The organism is Pseudomonas sp. JV449, from assembly GCF_032424295.1.
In the GTDB taxonomy this organism is placed as follows: domain Bacteria; phylum Pseudomonadota; class Gammaproteobacteria; order Pseudomonadales; family Pseudomonadaceae; genus Aquipseudomonas; species Aquipseudomonas marginalis.
Genome location: NZ_VYKD01000023.1, coordinates 52306 through 69910 on the forward strand (window position 1 = coordinate 52306; position 17605 = coordinate 69910).

A 17605-nucleotide genomic window follows, 5' to 3' on the forward strand; every position below is an offset into this window, starting at 1 on the left:
CGATGCCCAAGGGGCGGTAAAAATTTAAAGGAAGAAATCCAGGCGAAAATAGACCGGCGCTTCACGTTCAGTGATCGGCCCCGGGCGTTCCAAAGAGTGTGCAAAGGTCACCGTGGCGGCGACGTTCTGGCCGCGCGCGAACAACTCCACGGAGTTGCTGCTCATGCGTCCGTGCTGTTCGGCGTTGTAGCGGCCATGGCTGATCACGCCTTGGTCATAACCAAGGCTGGTGCCGTATTCATTGAACACCGGCTGCAACCACGCGATGGTCACCGGGCGGCTCCAGCGCAGGTCGTTGCGCCAGTAGCCGCCGCTATCGCCGGCCAGGCTTTGATCCTTGTAACCACGTATCGATGACTGCCCGCCCAGGCTCATGCGCTGGGGGCTGAACAGCACGTCTTCGCTGCGCTGGCCGGTCATCAGGCTGCTGAAACTGAACGACTCGCCCCACAGCTTGAACGGGTACAGGTAGCTCAGGGTCGCGGTGTATTTGCGGTAGCGCGCATCGGCCTGGCCGGGGCGCGGATTGTGGTTGGCCTGGGCGTCGAATGCGCCAATGCCGTCCTGCATGCCCAGGTCGATGTTGAGGAATGAGCCGCCGATACGTCGACCATGGTTGATGCCGAACTGGGTTTCGCTGAGGCGGTTACTGCTCAACGCGAGCTTGCTGTCTTCGATGAAGTTGTTGGTGCGCAGGTACGCCACGCCGGTGCTGAGGGAGGTTTTGCTCAGGGCGTCGCGGTGAATCACCCGTTCCAGGCGCAGTTGATGGTTCTGGCTGTCGCCGGACTGCTTGAAGTTGAAACCGCTGGCCTGGGCCAGCGAGCGGTATTCGGTTTCGCTGTAGCTGTAATTGAGGTTCCACCAGCCAAATGGCAGGTTGTAATTGAGCATCGAATTGCGCGAGGTTTTTTGGTGGTCGCTGACGGCATCGTGGCCGCCACGCAGGGAGAGTTGGTCGGCCAGGCCCAGCGGGTTGTCCCAATCCAGGCTGGCGCCCCACTGCTGTTCGCCGGTGGCGCGCTGGCCACCGTTGTGGCGGGACAGGCCGACGCGCCAAGGTTTTTGCGGGGTGTTTTTGACCAGCACGTCGCTGCCGCCGACTTCCTTGCCGGGGGCCAATTCCATCTGGGCCTGGTTGGAGGGCAGACGGTTCAGTTGGTCGACCATCTGCTCGATTTCGCGCAGGTTGAGCAAATCGCCTGGTTTGCCTGGGAAGCTCATAAACAGCTGGCGGCCGGTGATGCCGCTGCCTTCGGCGCCCTTCAAGCTTTCCAGCCGGCCTTCCACCACTTGTACCTTGAGGTTTCCGCTGGCGAGGTTTTGCTGCGGCAGATAGGCGCGACTGGTGACCAGGCCTTTGGCGAGGTAGTGATCGGTGATGACTTTGAGCAGATCATTGAGCTGCGCCACGCCGAGGCATTGGCCGATATAGGGTTTGATCAGACTGGCGCGCTCGCCATCGGACAAGGCATCGGCGCCGGCAAGTTCGATGGTGTTGATCGCAAAGCAGCGCGTGTCGGCGGGCGCTGTCGGCTTGGTAGGCGTAGCAGCTTTGCCGGGCAGGTCCTTGAGTTCTTCGAGTCGGCGTTGTTGCTCTTCGAGCAGGCGATCCTGGCGGTCACGGATCAGATCAGTAACGCCGGGCGTGTTCTGCGGGGTAGCGCCTTGAGCTGTCCCAGCAAAGCCCAGGCAAAAAAAAGCGGACAGCAGACTGAGCCTGGTCCGGTGTGCCGAACGCCACATTTCTAGATCCCTCTACATGGCTTTGTGCCATCACTTGGCGGCGATCTTATGGTGGCGTTTTAGTGGCGTCAATTAAATGTACAACTTTGTTTCAGTGGTGACACACGATCACTTGTAGTCTGAAAAATTAAGGCCTTTAACATCAATTACTTAACAGAAATCGTGAACATGCAATTCAGGTCCGTACTTGGCAACGCAATTGGGAGGTAAATTCGCGCCTCTGGCTTAGCCGGCAGTTTTTTATGGGAGAAAACCGCTCAATGGTGGTGCTATTGGCTGATTGCCTTTTTTAGAGGAGTGCGGCCAGTGAGGTATACCCCATCATCGGCGCAGAACGCGCCCAGATTGACGCCAACCGCAGTTTTACCCGGCCCGCCTTTGGTTGAAACGACCGCAGTGACTTTCATGATATTGACCTCGGAATCGTAGGATTTGAGATGCATTCATGCGGGTCACGCTGCGCGCTTTGATCGCCCCGGAAAAATCCAAGGCAAAAAAAAGCCTGCATCGCTGCAGGCTTTTCCCTATCTGGCTCCACGACCTGGACTCGAACCAGGGACCCAATGATTAACAGTCATTTGCTCTACCAACTGAGCTATCGCGGAATGCGCCGTATGTTACTGATTGAAAAGGAGAAGTCAAGCTTTCCCTGACGGCCTGGACGATTAATTCGGATGACCGGCTGAAAGCTGCTGCTCCTTGGCCAGGTCCAGCCAGGCGCGCACGGCGGGTGGCAGGTGGGCGCTGGCGCGCCAGGCCAGGGCGATGTGCCAGTCGGTGTGGGGTTCGTCGAGAGGGATCAGGGCGATGCCTGCGTGTTGATGCTTGTGCGCCAGCATGCGGGGCAGGAAGGCGACGCCGAGGCCGGCGGCGACCAGGTCGACGATGAAGTCGATCTGCCCGCTGCGCGCCGCCACGCGGGGTATCACGCCTTTGCGCTCGCAGGCGGCGAGGATCTTGGCGTTCAGGGCGAAGCCGGCTTCGAACAGGATGAACGGCGAATCCGCCAGATCGGCGAAGTCGATGCGTTGACGCTGGGCCAGGGGGTGGCTCCTGGGCAGTACGGCCATCAGCGGTTCGTTGCGCACGGGCTGATAATCGAAACCTGCATCCACCGGCAGCAGCAACGCAGCGAGGTCGACCTCCCCCGCTTCCAGGCACTCGCGCAATCTCTTGCTACCGTATTCGGTGAGTTCGATGTCGATGTCCGGATAACGACTGCGATAGGTGGCAAACATCGTCGCAAACAACACCCCGCACCCCACCGGTGGCAGGCCGATGCGCAACACGCCGCGCTTGAGGCCGCGCAGGTCGTTGATCTCGGCGACCAGGTCATGGTGTTCGGCGAGCAGTACCAGGGCGCGGCGGTAGGCGATCTCACCCGCAGCGGTGAGTTCGTTGCGGTGACCCAGGCGATCGAGCAGCGGCATGCCGAGTTCTTCCTCCAGGGTCTTGACCGCCTTGCTCACCGTGGATTGGGTCAAGGCCACCACGTCGGCGGCCTGGGAGAATCCGCCCTGGCGCACCACTTCGACGAACGTGCGCAACGTTCTCAAGTTCATGGGTATTCCTTTAGCGACTGGTATCTAGCGATAAAAGTTGTTTTTATCATGACATATATTTGCCTATCCTGACCCGCCCAGCCTTGTGGAGACACGCTTAATGATCATCTCGTCCGCCTCCGACTACCGCGCAGCGGCCAAACGCAAGCTGCCGCGCTTCCTGTTCGACTACATCGACGGCGGTGCCTACGCCGAGCACACGATGCGCGCGAACAGTTCGGACCTGGCCGAGATCAGCCTGCGCCAACGCGTGCTGCGCAATGTCGATAACCTGAGCCTCAAGACCACGCTGTTCGGCCAGGCCCTGGACATGCCGGTCATCCTCAGCCCTGTCGGCTTGACCGGCATGTATGCGCGGCGCGGCGAAGTACAGGCGGCAAAGGCGGCGGCGAACAAGGGCATCCCCTTCTGCCTGTCGACAGTGTCGGTGTGTTCGATTGAAGAAGTGGCGTCGCAGAGCCCGCAGTCAATCTGGTTCCAGCTGTATGTGCTCAAGGACCGGGGCTTTATGCGCAATGCCCTGGAGCGGGCCCAGGCGGCGGGGGTCACCACCCTGGTGTTCACCGTGGACATGCCCACGCCCGGTGCGCGCTACCGCGATGCCCACTCGGGCATGTCCGGGCCGTTCGCGGCGCAGCGGCGCATGTTGCAAGCCGTCACCAAGCCGCAATGGGCGTTCGACGTAGGGCTCATGGGCCGCCCCCACGACCTGGGCAATATCTCCAGGTACCTCGGCAAACCCACTCACCTGGAAGATTACATCGGCTGGCTGGCCAATAACTTCGACCCCTCCATCAGTTGGAAAGACCTGGAGTGGATCCGCGACTTCTGGAAAGGCCCGATGATTATCAAGGGCATCCTCGATCCTCAGGACGCCAGGGACGCAGTGAGTTTCGGCGCCGATGGCATCGTGGTTTCCAACCATGGCGGCCGTCAGCTGGACGGTGTGCTGTCCACCGCCAAGGCTCTGCCACCAATTGCCGATGTCGTGGGCGATGACCTGACGGTGCTGGTGGACTCCGGCATCCGTTCCGGGCTGGACGTGGTGCGCATGCTCGCCCTCGGCGCCAAGGCGTGCCTGCTCGGACGCGCCACCGCCTATGCACTGGCCGCCGACGGGCAGCACGGGGTAGAGAACCTGCTGGACATCTTCGCCAAGGAAATGCGCGTGGCCATGACGTTGACCGGTGTCACGTCCATCGACCAGATTGACCACAACACGCTGGTGCAATCAGCCAAATAACTGACGTCAGTGCTTAACGACCGTTTTTTTACTGTAAAAACGGTCTTTGATTTGTAAGGTTTTTTATTTATTTAAACGAAATGGCACGAATCTCGCTCTAACACCTTCCAAGCAGGTCAAGCGATGACAAGACGTGCGGCAGTGCCCAGGGGTTATAAACCCCCAGTAAAGCGGTCTAAACTGTTTCCAATGTTTTACGGAACTGAAGGAACAGTAAGACGCCTGGCATTTGCCACTCTCATCCAGCCTGTAAGACAGCTAAGTGCTTAGAGGCCGTTTGCTTATGAAAACCCCCACCCAGACCAACGCAATTGACTTCGACAGTGCAAAATTGCAACGCCTGGGCTTTGGTCAGCCATCACTCGTACCTCGCCGCCCGACGACCGTCGCACAACTTCGCCAGCAACTGGGGATGCAATTGCAGACCAGCCTGGAACCGCAGCGTATCCTCGCGGTGTTTTTCCGTGAGATCCAGCGCCTGGTCCCCCTGGATGCCCTGCAATATCGCCACGAAACCAGTGACCTGCGCCTGGAGTTCGGCCACCGTGGCCACCACTCGGTGAGCTACAGCCTCAGCCACGAAGGCGAGCACCTCGGCGAGCTGGTCTTTCGCCGCAACCAGCGCCTGCTGGAAGAGGAACTCGGCCAGCTCGAATCACTGCTGTCGACCCTGCTCTACCCGATGCGCAACGCCCTGCTCTACCGCGTCGCCACCCGCAGCGCCCTGCGCGACCCGTTGACCGAAACGGGCAACCGCATTGCCATGGACCAGACCCTGCAACGGGAAATCGACATGGCGCGCCGGCACCTGAACCCGCTGTCCCTGCTGATGCTGGACATCGACCACTTCAAGACCATCAACGACACCCACGGCCATGCGGCCGGCGATAACGTATTGCGCGCCGTCGCCGGAGCGATCAAGAGCCAGTTGCGTAACGTGGACATGGTGTTTCGGTTTGGCGGGGAAGAGTTTCTGATCCTGCTCTCCAACACCGGCCGGGATGCGGCGGCCATGGTCGGTGAACGCCTGCGCCAGGCGGCACAGGCCCAGGATTATTGGGCGGAAGGAAGACGGATCGAATTGACGGTGAGCCTCGGTTGTTCGACCTTGCTGGCCGCCGAGTCGGCCGAGAGCCTGTTGCGTCGCGCCGACAGCGCCTTGTACGTGGCCAAGCGCGAAGGCCGCAATCGCCTGGCAATGGCGGGGTAAAACCCCGCCATCCCCGTTACATCACGCTTCGCTGGCGACGCGCAAAGGGCGCTCGCGCACAGCAGCGCTCGCCGGTTTTTCTTTCTCCAGGCGCATGCAACTTTCCAGGAACAGGTACATATAGTCGTAGCTCTTGCACACGGCCTGGCGCAGCTCTGCCTGCAGTTCCCTGGTCGGGTTCATCCCGGCCAGTGTGCAGATGATTTCCAGGGCTTCCCAAGGATGGGCGTCGTCGTACTGGGCGTGCATCTTCAACCACTTCATCGCACGCTTGCGCTCTTCCTCGGGAAAGGCTGCCGCATACACGCCGGTGGAGCACACCACCGCCGACCATTCCCCCGTCGCCCCCTCAATCGCATAGTTGGTCGCGGCAATGGCCACGATCAACGAATCGGCCGAGCTGGTGTGCCAGCACCAGTGGCTCAGCGCATGCAACTCCGGCGGCACGTCCTGGGCCTGCAGTTCTTCGAGGCTGACGCCATGGGCACGCGCCCAATGCACCCAATAGTCCGCGTGGTTCAGCTCCACACGGATATTGCGCATCAACCAACGGCGCGCCATGTCTTCCCCCGGATGGCGGGCAAACTTGGTCTTGGTGAGGTTCTGTGCCATGTACAAGGCAAACTGTTCCACCACGGGCCAGCCACCGATCAGGTAGTGACGCATGGTCTTGGCGCTGAGCGTGTTGTCACGCATGCGTTGGTACAGTTCGTGTTCGACAACCCGGCGCTTGCTCTCGCTGCAGTCCTGGATCAATTGCTGAGCCCAGGCGGGGTAGCTTGAGGCTTCCATAAGCGGGCCGGTTCTGCTGAATGTGTCGATCACTATTAAGGCTCCTTTTTAAGTGTGATTTACAGACCGGCAAATGTTTCAGCGGAATGTGCCGGGCGCCCTGAATAACAGAGGCTGCGGCCGCACGGGTCGACACTGCAAGCTATCGAAGGTAAACAATTGCGGTCGTTCAATCAGGTAGCCCTGAGCGTAATCCACACCAATATCGAGCAGGGCCTGTTCGATTTGCGGTGTTTCAACAAACTCGGCAATTGTGCGCTTACCCATGACATGGCCGATGTGATTGATCACTTCAACCATCGCGCGGTTAATCGGGTCGTCCAGCATATCCTTTACGAAACTTCCATCGATCTTCAGGAAGTCTACAGGTAAATGTTTGAGATAAGCGAATGAGGACATTCCGGCGCAAAAGTCATCCAGCGAAAAATGGCAACCTAAGGCCTTGAGTTCATTAATAAAGCGGATGGCACTGCCCAAGTTTGCAATGGCACTGGTTTCGGTAATTTCAAAACAGATCATGCTGGGCGGAATAGCGTAAGTATGAAATTTCTCTCGTAGGAATCCGAGAAAGTCATCATCGCCAATCGTTATACCTGACAGATTGATCGCACACAGGGCCATGGGACGGCCCGGACGCTCGTTAATGCAACGGGCAATAATCTCAAATACATTCTCCACCACCCAACGGTCCAGGGACGTCATCAAACCATAGCGCTCGGCGGCCGGGATAAAGCTGTCCGGCAGGATTACACGCCCCGCCTCATCGTGCAGGCGCAGCAGTATTTCGATATGCCCATTGCCGCCGTCGGTATGCCCGAGGGGGGAAATTTCCTGGGAGTACAGGCAAAAGCGGTTCTCCTCCAGCGCCATGTGCAGGCGCTGCACCCAGGCCATTTCGCCAAAGCGCAGGGACAGTTCGGAGTCGTCGGCGTGGTACACCTGCACGCGGTTGCGGCCTTTTTCCTTAGCCATGTAGCACGCCATGTCGGCGGCCCGCAGCGAGGCTTCCAGGGTGGTCGGGGTGCTGGCAATGTGTACCAGGCCGATACTCACGGTGGTCATGAACGGCCGCCCCTTCCATACGAAATGCAGACTCTGCACGGTATGACGCAGGCTTTCGGCGATTTTTTCCGCCACCGCCACCGGGCAGTTCTCCAGCAGTATGCCGAATTCATCGCCGCCCAGGCGCGCCAGGGTGTCACCTTCGCGCAGGTCCGACTGCAACAGCGCGCAGATGTGCCGCAACAGTTCGTCGCCCGCCGCATGGCCGCAGGTGTCGTTGACCAGCTTGAACTGGTCCAGGTCCAGGAACATCAACGCATGCCGCCCGGCCTGCGCCTGCCCTGCCGGGTGCAGCACCTGCTCCAGGCGATACTCGAATTCGCGGCGGTTGGCCAGGCCGGTCAGCGCATCGTGGGTCGCCTGCCATGACAGATTGGCGATGTACTGGCGCTCCTGGGTCATGTCATGCAGCACCAGCACCGCGCCCGAGACCTTGCCGGCGCTGCGGATCGGCGCGCCCACCAGGGTGACCGAGACCGTGCTGCCATCCAGGCGCTGGATCGTCTTCGAATGCTCGCTGCCGCCGCTGAGCTGGCCCTTGACGATGTGTTCGATCAAGGTGAAGCCGTCCGGCTGTGCGTGGTCTTCCAGCAACTTGAACAACGCTGCCAGGGGCTGGCCCTGGGCCTGCGCCGAGTGCCAGTGAGTCAGCGCCTCGGCCGCCGGGTTCATATAGGTAATGGCACCGTCGACGTCGGTGGTGATCACCCCGTCGCCAATCGACTCCAGGGTGATCTGCGCCCGCTCCTTTTCTTCCTGCAAGGCATCGGCGAAGGCATGGCGCTGGGCCAGCAGCTTATGGGTGCGCAACAGTGCCAATACGATCAGGCCCAGGGCCGTCGCCAGGTTCGTGATGACCAGCAACCGCAGAATCATGCGCGAACCTTCGCCGAGAGCATCGCTGAAGGCCTTGGCGGCGGGTGTCACGCCTTCGTTGATGGCGATGATATGCGCCTTCCACTGGCGCACATCGTTGGCGCCGATCTGGTCGTGAATGATCGCCTGGTGCATCTCGCGGGCCAGGTCATCCAGTTGAAGCAGGTAACCATCGCCTACGGTCCACAGTTGGATGGCTTTTTCCAGGTAGCTGAAATGGCGAAAGTTGAGGTACAGCCAGATCAGGCTGGAGACATCATCCGGATGGTTGCCCCCTTTGAGGATACCCAGGCGGGCTGCGGCAAGGTCGGGCACGGGACGGTCAAGGGCAACGCGCAGTTCGTGCCCGCCCTGGGGCACGGCAATGGCCTGCTGGTACTTGAGGTACGTGCCGGCGTCGCGATTATCGGCGTAGAGCGTCAGGTAATAGATGGCGTCCTTCTGGCCCTTGGACCACAGGCTCTCGCCGGCCACGTAACCACGCACGGCCGAAAGCACGTAGAGACTGACGCAGCCCAATAATGCCTGGAACAGCACCACGGCGATAAATGGCCAGACAATGCCCAACAACCGGGGCGTTCCTAAAGTCCGCTTTTGCTTCATGAAGTCCCTTGCACATGCACTGCTGGATACGCACGCGAAAACCCGCTTTCGATAGCTCAGCCTAGGCTAAATCAACGTACCTGTTGCAAGTGTCCATACAGTTTGGCGTACAGCCCGCCATCGGCAATCAGCTGCTGATGGTCACCATCCTCGGCAATGTGACCGCCGTCGAACACCAAGACTCGATCCGCTTGCTTAACAGCCGACAGACGGTGGGCGATGATCAGTGTAGTACGCCCGCTGAGGAACCGTGCCAGCGCCTGGTGCAGGTTGTACTCGGTGGCGGCGTCCAGGGCGGAGGTTGCTTCGTCGAGTATCACCACCTTGGGTTCGGCCAGGACCATGCGCGCAATCGCCAGGCGCTGGCGCTGCCCACCGGAAAAACGCACCCCGGAACGCCCCACCACACTGTCCAGGCCCAAGGGCAGTGCCTTGACGGTAGCATCCAACTGGGCGATTTCCAGTGCCTGCCAACAGGCCTGGTCGCTGCGCTCCCGGCCCATGGTCAAGTTGGCGCGCACGGTGTCGTTGAACAGCGCCGGGTGTTGCAGCACCACCGCAACGTGCTCGCGAAGGGTCTCCAGGCCAATCTCCTGCTGGGTGGCACCACCAAAACGGATACTGCCCGCCTGGGGCGTGTAGAGCCCGAGCAACAATTGCACCAGGGTGCTTTTGCCACCGCCGCTGGCGCCGACGATTGCCACCTTCTCACCGGGCGCGATGGTCAGGTTCAACTGGTCGAGTACCAGTTCTTCGCCGTAGCCGAAGTCCAGGCCGCGCACTTCGATGCCCACGGTGTCGCGCCCGGTGAACGGATCAGCACCGCCGGCATATTGCGGCTCATCGGCACGCGCCAGCAGTTCGTTGATCCGCGTCAGCGCCCCGCCTGCCGCGTAGTAGGCGTATTGCAGGTTAAGCAGTTGCTCCACCGGGCCGATCATGAACCACAGGTAGCTGAACACCGCGAGCATCTGGCCGATGGACAGGTCGGAAAACAGCACGGTGAGCATCGCCGCCGCACGGAAGATGTCGATACCGAACTGGAACAGCAACCCACTGGCGCGGCTCGAAGCGTCGGTTTTCCATTGCGAGTGAATGGCGTAGTCACGCACTTCCTGGGCCCGCTGGCCGAGGCGCCCGAGGAAAAAGCCCTGGCGGTTGCCGGCGCGCACTTCCTGGATGGCATCCAGGGTTTCGGTCAGGGCCTGGGTAAAGCGCGAGGTGCTGTCGTTTTCCAGCTTCTTCAGGTGCTTGACGCGCTTGCCCAACTGCACCGTGGCGTAGATCACCAACGGATTGAACAGCAGGATCAGCAGCGCCAGTTGCCAATGCATCCACACCAGGATCGCCGAGGTACCCACCAGGGTCAGCATGGCCACCAGGAAACGGCTGAGGGTTTCACCGACAAACTTGTCCAGCGTATCCAGGTCGGTGACCAGGTGGGTGGTGACGGTCCCGCTGCCCAGGCTTTCGTATTCGCCCAGGGAGATGCGCTTGAGCCGCTCGATCAGGCGCACGCGGATGCGGTACACGATGTCCTTGGCCAAGCGCGCAAACAACCGCGCCTGTGCCACGTTGAACAGCAGCGCGCCACAACGCAGAAACAGCGTCACCAGCAGCATCAGGCCGATATAGCCGGCCGCCTTCTGCCACCCCAGGGGCAATGCGTGGTTCATGACCTTGAGCGCGGCATCGCCGTGTCCCAACAGCACTTCATCCACCAGCAACGGTAACAGCAGGGGAATCGGCACACTGCACAGGGTCGCCAGCACGGCGACGCCATTGGCGATCCACAGGGACTTCTTGTGCCGCAGGGCCAGGCGGCGAATTTCCGCCCAGGTCAGTCGGTCGGTGCGTGGTGACTGGTCATGCACAGGTTGCTCGCTCCAGCCATCGCCCCAACAACGGTGACAGCTCGGACAGCGGCTGGTAGCCGTTAGTCAGCAACGCCAACTGGCCATTACGCTCGGCAAGCAAGGTCGGAAACCCGGCGATCCCCAGGTCCTGGACCCAGGTGAAGTCAGCGGCCGTCGCGGCATGCTGCTCGGCACGGTCGAATGCGCCGGCAAACTCGATGCGCGGGATGCCCGCCTCTTCAGCCAGCTCCACCAGCACACTGGCGAGGGTCACGTCACGGCCCTCGACATAAAACGCGCGCTGGATCAGCCCTAACAACGTCCATGCGCAATCCGGTGCCAGGCTACGCGCGGTAACAATGGCGCGACACGCAGGCTCGGTGTCGTAGACAAAGCCGTCGGGCAACGCGCCATCGCGCTTGAACGGCTGGCCGGTGGCGTCGGTGACCGCCTGCCAGTGCTCGAGGATGTAGCGCCGCGTGGTCGGTTCCAGTGCCGCGCCGCTGCCGGTACGCAAGCCGCCCACCACCAGGTGCACGTCCACGCCGGCCGCCTGGGCCTGCTCGACCAGCGCCTGCGCCACCGGGGCAAAGCCCCAGCACCAGGAACACATTGGGTCCATCACATAGAGCAGGCGCGCGGGCATGGGTCAGGCCTCGGAAGGGGTTTGCTTGTAGTTGAAGCCAATCGGGTGCGGCATATTGCGGGCCTTGGCCAGCTCAATCTGCTTTTGCCGGTCGATCGCGCTGCGACGGGTTTTCTCCGGCAGCTTATCCCAGCAATGGGGGCAACTGATGCCAGCCACATAGTGTTCGGATGCGCGGTCGGAGGCGCTCACCGGTGTGCGGCAGGCATGACATTGATCGTAGTCGCCTTCGCTCAGGTCGTGGCGCACAGTGACACGATTGTCGAACACAAAGCAGTCGCCCTGCCATTTGGTTTCTGCCTGCGGCACCTCTTCGAGGTACTTCAGGATGCCACCCTTGAGGTGGTAGACCTCATCGAAACCTTCGCTGAGCATGTAGCTCGACGCCTTCTCGCAACGAATGCCGCCGGTGCAGAACATGGCGACCTTCTTGTGCTTGGCCGGGTCGAAGTTGGCTTTGATATAGTCGGGAAATTCACGAAAACTGGTGGTTTTCGGGTCGATTGCGCCTTCGAAGGTGCCGATCGACACTTCGTAGTCATTGCGGGTGTCGATCAACAGCACTTCGGGGTCGCTGATCAGCGCGTTCCAGTCCTGCGGGTCGACATAGGTGCCGACTTTCTTGTTCGGGTCGACGCCTTCGACGCCCAGGGTCACGATCTCTTTCTTGAGCTTGACCTTGGTGCGGTAGAACGGCTGCTCATCGCAGTACGACTCTTTGTGGTCGATGTCGTCCATGCGTGGGTCGTTCTTCAGCCAGGTCATCAGGCCATCAATGCCTTCGCGGCTGCCGGAAACGGTGCCGTTGATGCCTTCTTCGGCGATCAGCAAGGTGCCTTTGATGCCGTTGTCGACCATCGCCTGCAGCAGTGGCTCGCGCAGGGCGACGTAATCTTCGAGGGTGACGAACTTATACAGTGCCGCCACGACAATCGGTTGAGTCATGGGTGTTCTCTCCAGGTGGCTACCCTCGTAAGGGGTGAACCGGATGCAAAAAAAACGCGCCGGCTGAGCGGCGCGCTGCGGATTCTAGCAAATGCAGGGTGTCAGAGACACCCGCGTATCAGCTATGCCCGCCGGCGCAGGTCGGCGAGGCCGGGGCTGCGTCGATTTTCGCCCATTCTTCGGGCGTGTAGGTATGCAGGGCCAGCGCATGAAATTCGCTCATCAGGTCACCCAGGGTGGCGTAGACCTTCTGGTGGCGCTTGACGCGGTTAAGCCCCTCGAACTGCTGGCTGACCAGCACGGCCTTGAAGTGGGTCTGCAACCCACGGCTGTGCATATGGCTTTCATCCAGCACGCTCAAGTGCTCCGGGGCCAGGGCGGCGAGCGCCGTTTCGATACGCTGTTGCATGGTCATTCCTGCTTACTTCTTCTTGGCCGGTGCGGCGGCTTTTGGCGTGAGCTCGTTGGTCATGTCTTCCAACAGCTTGTTCACCACCGGCACGGCGCTTTCCAGCTTGGCCTGGGTCATCTGGGCCGATTGCTGGGTCAGTTGCGGCATTTTTTCCAGGACTTTCTTGCCCAGTGGCGACTGGTAGAAGGCAACCAGGTCCTTGAGCTCGGATTCGCTGAAGTTGGTGGTGTAGAGCTTGACCATGTCCGGCTTCAGCTTCGGCCAGCCGATGGCCTGGTCCAGGGCGGCGTTGGCCTTGGCCTGGTAGCTGTCCAGTACGGACTGCTTGGCGGCAGGCGCCTTGGTCTGTTCGAAACGCTGGGCGAACATTTGCTGCACTTGCATGTACACCGGGGTACCCAGCTTGTCGGCATGGGCCAGGGTAAGGAAGGCTTCGGCACTGGCGTTGTGGCTGGCGGTATCGGCAAAAACCTGGCCGCTGGCGCAAACCAGAGCAACCGCGGTACAGATGGCACGAAGACGAGTCATCGAGTTTCCTTTTCTAGCAGGCGAGGTAAGACCCCAAGGGCGCCCATTCTGCGCCTAAAAAACGCTGCGGCTCAACCCCGGGCCTGACCGGGCGCGGATTGCAGTGAATGAATCCGATGAAAAGTCTTTTAGGGAACCCCCCAGGCCGATCAGGGCCTAAACTGCGCAAACGAACCTGAAGGAGAGTGCCCGATGAGCCGTATCGAAACCGACAGCCTGGGAGACGTGGAAGTCCCGGAAGACGCTTACTGGGGCGCCCAGACCCAACGCTCGCTGGTGAATTTCGCCATCGGCGAGCAGCGCATGCCCCTCGCGGTACTGCACGCACTGGCCCTGATCAAGAAGGCCGCCGCCCGGGTCAACGACCGCAACGGTGACCTGCCCGCCGACATTGCCCGCCTGATCGAACAGGCCGCCGACGAAGTGCTCGATGGCCAACATGATGACCAGTTCCCCCTGGTCGTCTGGCAAACCGGCAGCGGCACCCAGAGCAACATGAACGCCAACGAGGTCATCGCCGGCCGCGCCAACGAGCTGTCGGGCAAGCCCCGTGGCGGCAAGAGCCCGGTGCACCCCAACGATCATGTGAACCGCTCCCAAAGCTCCAACGACTGCTTCCCTACCGCCATGAGCATTGCGGCGGTGCAAGCGGTGCACCAGCAATTGTTGCCGGCGATCAATACACTGTCCGGCGGCCTCGCGGAACTGTCGGCGCGGCATGCAAAGCTGGTAAAGACGGGCCGCACCCACATGATGGATGCCACGCCGATCACCTTCGGCCAGGAACTCTCGGCGTTTATCGCCCAGCTCGACTACGCCGAACGGGCGATCCGCAGCGCCCTGCCCCAGGTATGCGAGCTGGCCCAAGGTGGCACGGCGGTGGGCACCGGGCTGAATGCGCCCCATGGCTTCAGCGAGGCGATCGCCTCGGAATTGGCGGCTTTGTCGGGCCTGCCCTTCGTCACCGCGCCGAACAAATTCGCCGCATTGGCCGGCCATGAACCGATCGTGACCCTGCACGGCGCCCTGAAAACCCTGGCCGTGGCCCTGATGAAAATCGCCAACGACCTGCGCCTGCTGGGCTCCGGCCCGCGTGCCGGCCTTGCGGAGGTGAAACTGCCGGCCAACGAGCCTGGCAGCTCGATCATGCCCGGCAAGGTCAACCCGACCCAGTGCGAGGCACTGTCGATGCTGGCCTGCCAGGTGCTGGGCAATGACGTGACCATCGGCATCGCAGCGAGCCAGGGGCATTTGCAGTTGAACGTGTACAAGCCGGTGATCATCCACAACCTGCTGGAATCGATCCGCCTGCTGGCCGATGGCTGCAATAACTTCCAGGAGCACTGCATCGCCGGCCTCGAACCCGACGCCGGGAAAATGGCCGAGCACCTGGAGCGCGGGCTGATGCTGGTCACGGCGCTCAACCCGCACATCGGCTATGACAAGTCGGCAGAGATCGCCAAGAAGGCCTACGCCGAAGGCTTGACCCTTCGGGAAGCGGCGTTGGACCTGGGCTACCTCACCGACGCTGAGTTCGACCAGTGGGTACGCCCGGAAAACATGCTGGGCGCCTAGGACGCCATGCGTAGCCGCCGGGCCTTGAGCCCGGCGAGCAACGACGGCGCCAGCGCCACCGCCGCCGACCCCAGCACCACCACCAGCGCGCCGAAATAGCCCAGGGCATTGATCTCTTCGGCCTGCACATAGTCCGGCCACAGCCACGCCGCCAACGCCACCGCGACAAAGGTCACCAACGGCGTCAGGGCCAGGGTCGCACTCACCCGTGAGGCTTCCCAGTGAGCCAGGGCTTCGGCAAATGCACCGTAGGCCACCAGGGTGTTCATGCAGCACGCCAGCAACAGCCAGCCTTGCAGCGGGCTCAGTTGCAGGGCCTCCAGCGGATGCGCCCACGGCGTCAGCAGCACGGCGCACGACAGGTAGATCACCATCATCACTTGCAGCGAATTCCACACGCTCAGCAACTGCTTCTGGCCCAGGGCATAGAACACCCAGACCGAAGTCGCGAGCAGGATCGTCAGCACGCCGGCGGTGTAGGCGCCAAGGGACGTCAGCAACTCTCCCAGGCGTTGGTTGAAGAACAGACCGAAGCCGACGATCAGCACCACCAGGCCCACGCACTGCCCGACGCTGAAACGCTCCTTGAACACAAACACGCTGGCGATCATCAGGAAGATCGGGCCCATCTGCACCACCAGTTGCGCAGTGCCGGGGCTGAGCAGTTTCAGGCCCACCAGGTACAACACGTAGTTGCCCACCAGGCCGCACACCGCCATCGCCACCAGCCAGCCGCCCCTGGGGCCGAGTACTTTACGACTGGGCAGGCGCCTGGTCGCGGCGAGGTACACGAACAGGCAACTGCCGGCCACCACCAGGCGAAACCAGGTGACCGTGATCGGGTCCATCACCTGCAACACTTGCTTGAGCTTGATCGGCAGAATGCCCCAGAGCAGCGCGGTCAGCAGGGTCAGGAGAAAACCGTAGACCCAGCGGCCGGAAGAGATGTGCATGAGTGCCCCAGAAGCCAGAGGAAGTGGAGCGGGCATTCTAGGGGGAAGTGAGCGAATTGGGATACGCCGCAGTTAAAATGTGGGAGGGGCAAGTCGAATCGTCGCACTGCCCCTCCCACACTTATCAGCGCACGGCTTCGAACAGCCCCGTGGCGCCCATGCCGCCACCCACGCACATGGTGACGATGCCATAACGCACATTGCGCCGTTGCAGCTCACGCACCAGGTGCCCCACCTGCCGCGAGCCGGTCATGCCGAACGGGTGGCCGATGGAAATCGAGCCGCCGTTGACGTTGTACCTGGCGTTATCGATGCCCAGGCGATTGCGCGCATACAGGCACTGCGACGCAAAGGCCTCGTTGAGTTCCCACAGGTCGATGTCCGCCACCTGCAAGCCCCGCGCCTTGAGCAGCTTGGGCACCGAGAACACCGGGCCGATCCCCATCTCATCCGGCTCGCAACCGGCCACGGTGAAACCGCGGAAAAACGCCTTGGGCTTGAGTCCCAGTGCCAGGGCTTTCTCCAGGCTCATCACCAGGGTCATCGAGGCACCGTCGGAGAGCTGCGAGGAGTTACCCGCCGTCACCGAGCCGTCTTCGGCAAATACGGGCTTCAACCCAGAGAGGCTGGCCAACGTGGTGTCCGGGCGGTTGCAGTCATCGCGGTCGACCACGCCGTCAAGGATCTGCACAGCGCCAGTGTTCTTGTCCTCGACCTTGTACTTGACCGCCATCGGCACGATTTCATCATCAAACAAGCCCTCCGCCTGGGCCTGGGCGGTGCGCTGCTGGCTTTGCAGGGCGTAGAGGTCCTGTTCTTCGCGGCTGACGTCATAGCGGCGGGCGACGATTTCCGCGGTCTGGCCCATGGGGAAGTAAATGCCCGGCACCTGCTCCTTGAGCAGCGGGTTGATCAGGTTATCGGTGTTGACGCTTTTCATGGTCAGGCTGATGGACTCGACGCCACCGGCAACGATGATGTCGCTGCAACCCGACGCGATCTGGTTGGCCGCAATCGCAATCGCCTGCAAGCCCGACGAGCAGAACCGGTTGAGGGTCATGCCCGCCGTACCGGTGCCCAATTGCGACAGCACGGCCACGTTGCGCCCGATGTTGTAGCCCTGGGCGCCTTCGTTGGAACCCGCGCCGACGATGCAATCCTCGACGCTGGCGGGGTCGATGCCGTTGCGGGTCAGCAGTGCGTTGACGCAATGGGCCGCCATGTCATCCGGGCGGGTCTGGTTGAACTTGCCGCGAAAGGATTTGGCCAAGCCGGTTCGCACGCTGTCGACGATCACTACTTCACGCATGGGCTACCTCGATCTTGTCGTTGTGGGGAGATGGATCGAGGATAGATCCAGGCCTGCCCCACCGCGACGATCATTCATCCGGCGTATACAAAAGCATGGTGACGGACATAAACCTGTGGCTGGCCGGCTAGTTGTGGCAAGCGGGCCGGTTGTGGTGAGCGAGCTTATCGTGGCAAGCAGGCTTGTAGTGGCAAACGAGCTTGTTGTGGTGAGCGGGCTTGCCCCGCGCTGGGCTGCGAAGCGGCCCCAAAACCAGCCAATAAGGTCTGCCTGAAATAACGCGGCGC

14 protein-coding genes and 1 tRNA gene are annotated in these 17605 nt (G+C 61.3%); 3 read left to right on the forward strand and 12 right to left on the reverse strand.

The window, feature by feature from the left end; translation table 11 throughout:
• Positions 1 to 24: 24 nt before the first annotated feature.
• The 3 genes from F6S08_RS21640 to F6S08_RS21655 form a co-directional block, all read right to left on the reverse strand.
• On the reverse strand, positions 25 to 1746 hold the full coding sequence (locus F6S08_RS21640; RefSeq protein WP_137212745.1) for a ShlB/FhaC/HecB family hemolysin secretion/activation protein: 1722 nt from the start codon (positions 1744 to 1746) through the stop codon (positions 25 to 27).
• Positions 1747 to 2275: 529 nt separating this feature from the next.
• Positions 2276 to 2351, reverse strand: a tRNA-Asn gene (locus tag F6S08_RS21650).
• A gap of 60 nt (positions 2352 to 2411) precedes the next feature.
• Complete coding sequence (locus tag F6S08_RS21655; RefSeq protein WP_315872331.1) at positions 2412 to 3308, reverse strand: LysR family transcriptional regulator; 897 nt, start codon at positions 3306 to 3308, stop codon at positions 2412 to 2414.
• Between the two features lie 100 nt (positions 3309 to 3408).
• On the opposite strand from F6S08_RS21655, the gene lldD reads away from it, so the two are divergent.
• Both lldD and F6S08_RS21665 read left to right on the forward strand, forming a co-directional pair.
• Positions 3409 to 4551: an FMN-dependent L-lactate dehydrogenase LldD gene (gene lldD, locus F6S08_RS21660; RefSeq protein ID WP_065923910.1), complete on the forward strand. Its 1143-nt coding sequence runs from the start codon at positions 3409 to 3411 to the stop codon at positions 4549 to 4551.
• Between the two features lie 283 nt (positions 4552 to 4834).
• The gene (locus tag F6S08_RS21665; RefSeq protein WP_137212746.1) at positions 4835 to 5761 is read left to right on the forward strand and encodes a GGDEF domain-containing protein; all 927 of its coding nucleotides are present in this window, start codon (positions 4835 to 4837) and stop codon (positions 5759 to 5761) included.
• A gap of 21 nt (positions 5762 to 5782) precedes the next feature.
• Here F6S08_RS21665 and F6S08_RS21670 read toward each other — a convergent pair whose 3' ends face one another.
• The 7 genes from F6S08_RS21670 to F6S08_RS21700 all read right to left on the reverse strand — a co-directional run bounded on the left by F6S08_RS21670 (position 5783) and on the right by F6S08_RS21700 (position 13481).
• Positions 5783 to 6553: a TenA family transcriptional regulator gene (locus F6S08_RS21670; protein ID WP_370737680.1), complete on the reverse strand. Its 771-nt coding sequence runs from the start codon at positions 6551 to 6553 to the stop codon at positions 5783 to 5785.
• 78 nt (positions 6554 to 6631) lie between these two features.
• A complete protein-coding gene (locus F6S08_RS21675) occupies positions 6632 to 9094 on the reverse strand; it encodes an EAL domain-containing protein (protein ID WP_137212747.1) in 2463 nt (820 codons plus the stop codon).
• 71 nt (positions 9095 to 9165) lie between these two features.
• Positions 9166 to 10968, reverse strand: coding sequence for an ABC transporter ATP-binding protein (locus tag F6S08_RS21680; protein ID WP_065923914.1), 1803 nt, complete (start codon positions 10966 to 10968; stop codon positions 9166 to 9168).
• A complete protein-coding gene (locus tag F6S08_RS21685; RefSeq protein ID WP_175539041.1) occupies positions 10961 to 11563 on the reverse strand; it encodes a DsbA family protein in 603 nt (200 codons plus the stop codon). Before F6S08_RS21685 ends, F6S08_RS21680 begins: the two co-directional genes overlap by 8 nt.
• A gap of 36 nt (positions 11564 to 11599) precedes the next feature.
• The gene (locus F6S08_RS21690) at positions 11600 to 12541 is read right to left on the reverse strand and encodes a rhodanese-related sulfurtransferase (RefSeq protein ID WP_065948599.1); all 942 of its coding nucleotides are present in this window, start codon (positions 12539 to 12541) and stop codon (positions 11600 to 11602) included.
• A 118-nt stretch (positions 12542 to 12659) separates the two neighbouring features.
• Entirely contained in the window at positions 12660 to 12956 is a 297-nt protein-coding gene (locus tag F6S08_RS21695; RefSeq protein WP_065923917.1) for a BolA family protein, read from the reverse strand.
• 6 nt (positions 12957 to 12962) lie between these two features.
• Complete coding sequence (locus F6S08_RS21700) at positions 12963 to 13481, reverse strand: DUF2059 domain-containing protein (protein WP_003236690.1); 519 nt, start codon at positions 13479 to 13481, stop codon at positions 12963 to 12965.
• 192 nt (positions 13482 to 13673) lie between these two features.
• On the opposite strand from F6S08_RS21700, the gene F6S08_RS21705 reads away from it, so the two are divergent.
• Positions 13674 to 15056 (forward strand): class II fumarate hydratase, encoded by a 1383-nt coding sequence (locus F6S08_RS21705; RefSeq protein WP_065948600.1) that lies wholly within the window; start codon positions 13674 to 13676, stop codon positions 15054 to 15056.
• On the opposite strand, the gene F6S08_RS21710 is transcribed toward F6S08_RS21705, so the two are convergent.
• Both F6S08_RS21710 and F6S08_RS21715 read right to left on the reverse strand, forming a co-directional pair.
• Positions 15053 to 16009, reverse strand: coding sequence for a DMT family transporter (locus F6S08_RS21710; protein ID WP_074847380.1), 957 nt, complete (start codon positions 16007 to 16009; stop codon positions 15053 to 15055). The two genes, F6S08_RS21705 and F6S08_RS21710, sit on opposite strands and share 4 nt — an antisense overlap.
• Positions 16010 to 16133: 124 nt before the next feature.
• A complete protein-coding gene (locus F6S08_RS21715; RefSeq protein ID WP_027603956.1) occupies positions 16134 to 17318 on the reverse strand; it encodes a thiolase family protein in 1185 nt (394 codons plus the stop codon).
• Between the last annotated feature and the right edge of the window lie 287 nt (positions 17319 to 17605).

Excerpts from the sequence above, each read along its gene's own strand:
- F6S08_RS21640 (WP_137212745.1), bottom strand. The coding sequence starts at position 1,746 with ATGTGGCGTTCGGCACACCGGACCAGGCTCAGTCTGCTGTCCGCTTTT.
- F6S08_RS21655 (WP_315872331.1), bottom strand. The coding sequence starts at position 3,308 with ATGAACTTGAGAACGTTGCGCACGTTCGTCGAAGTGGTGCGCCAGGGC.
- lldD (WP_065923910.1), top strand. The coding sequence starts at position 3,409 with ATGATCATCTCGTCCGCCTCCGACTACCGCGCAGCGGCCAAACGCAAG.
- F6S08_RS21665 (WP_137212746.1), top strand. The coding sequence starts at position 4,835 with ATGAAAACCCCCACCCAGACCAACGCAATTGACTTCGACAGTGCAAAA.
- F6S08_RS21670 (WP_370737680.1), bottom strand. The coding sequence starts at position 6,553 with ATGGAAGCCTCAAGCTACCCCGCCTGGGCTCAGCAATTGATCCAGGAC.
- F6S08_RS21675 (WP_137212747.1), bottom strand. The coding sequence starts at position 9,094 with ATGAAGCAAAAGCGGACTTTAGGAACGCCCCGGTTGTTGGGCATTGTC.
- F6S08_RS21685 (WP_175539041.1), bottom strand. The coding sequence starts at position 11,563 with ATGTGTTCCTGGTGCTGGGGCTTTGCCCCGGTGGCGCAGGCGCTGGTC.
- F6S08_RS21690 (WP_065948599.1), bottom strand. The coding sequence starts at position 12,541 with ATGACTCAACCGATTGTCGTGGCGGCACTGTATAAGTTCGTCACCCTC.
- F6S08_RS21695 (WP_065923917.1), bottom strand. The coding sequence starts at position 12,956 with ATGACCATGCAACAGCGTATCGAAACGGCGCTCGCCGCCCTGGCCCCG.
- F6S08_RS21700 (WP_003236690.1), bottom strand. The coding sequence starts at position 13,481 with ATGACTCGTCTTCGTGCCATCTGTACCGCGGTTGCTCTGGTTTGCGCC.
- F6S08_RS21705 (WP_065948600.1), top strand. The coding sequence starts at position 13,674 with ATGAGCCGTATCGAAACCGACAGCCTGGGAGACGTGGAAGTCCCGGAA.
- F6S08_RS21710 (WP_074847380.1), bottom strand. The coding sequence starts at position 16,009 with ATGCACATCTCTTCCGGCCGCTGGGTCTACGGTTTTCTCCTGACCCTG.
- F6S08_RS21715 (WP_027603956.1), bottom strand. The coding sequence starts at position 17,318 with ATGCGTGAAGTAGTGATCGTCGACAGCGTGCGAACCGGCTTGGCCAAA.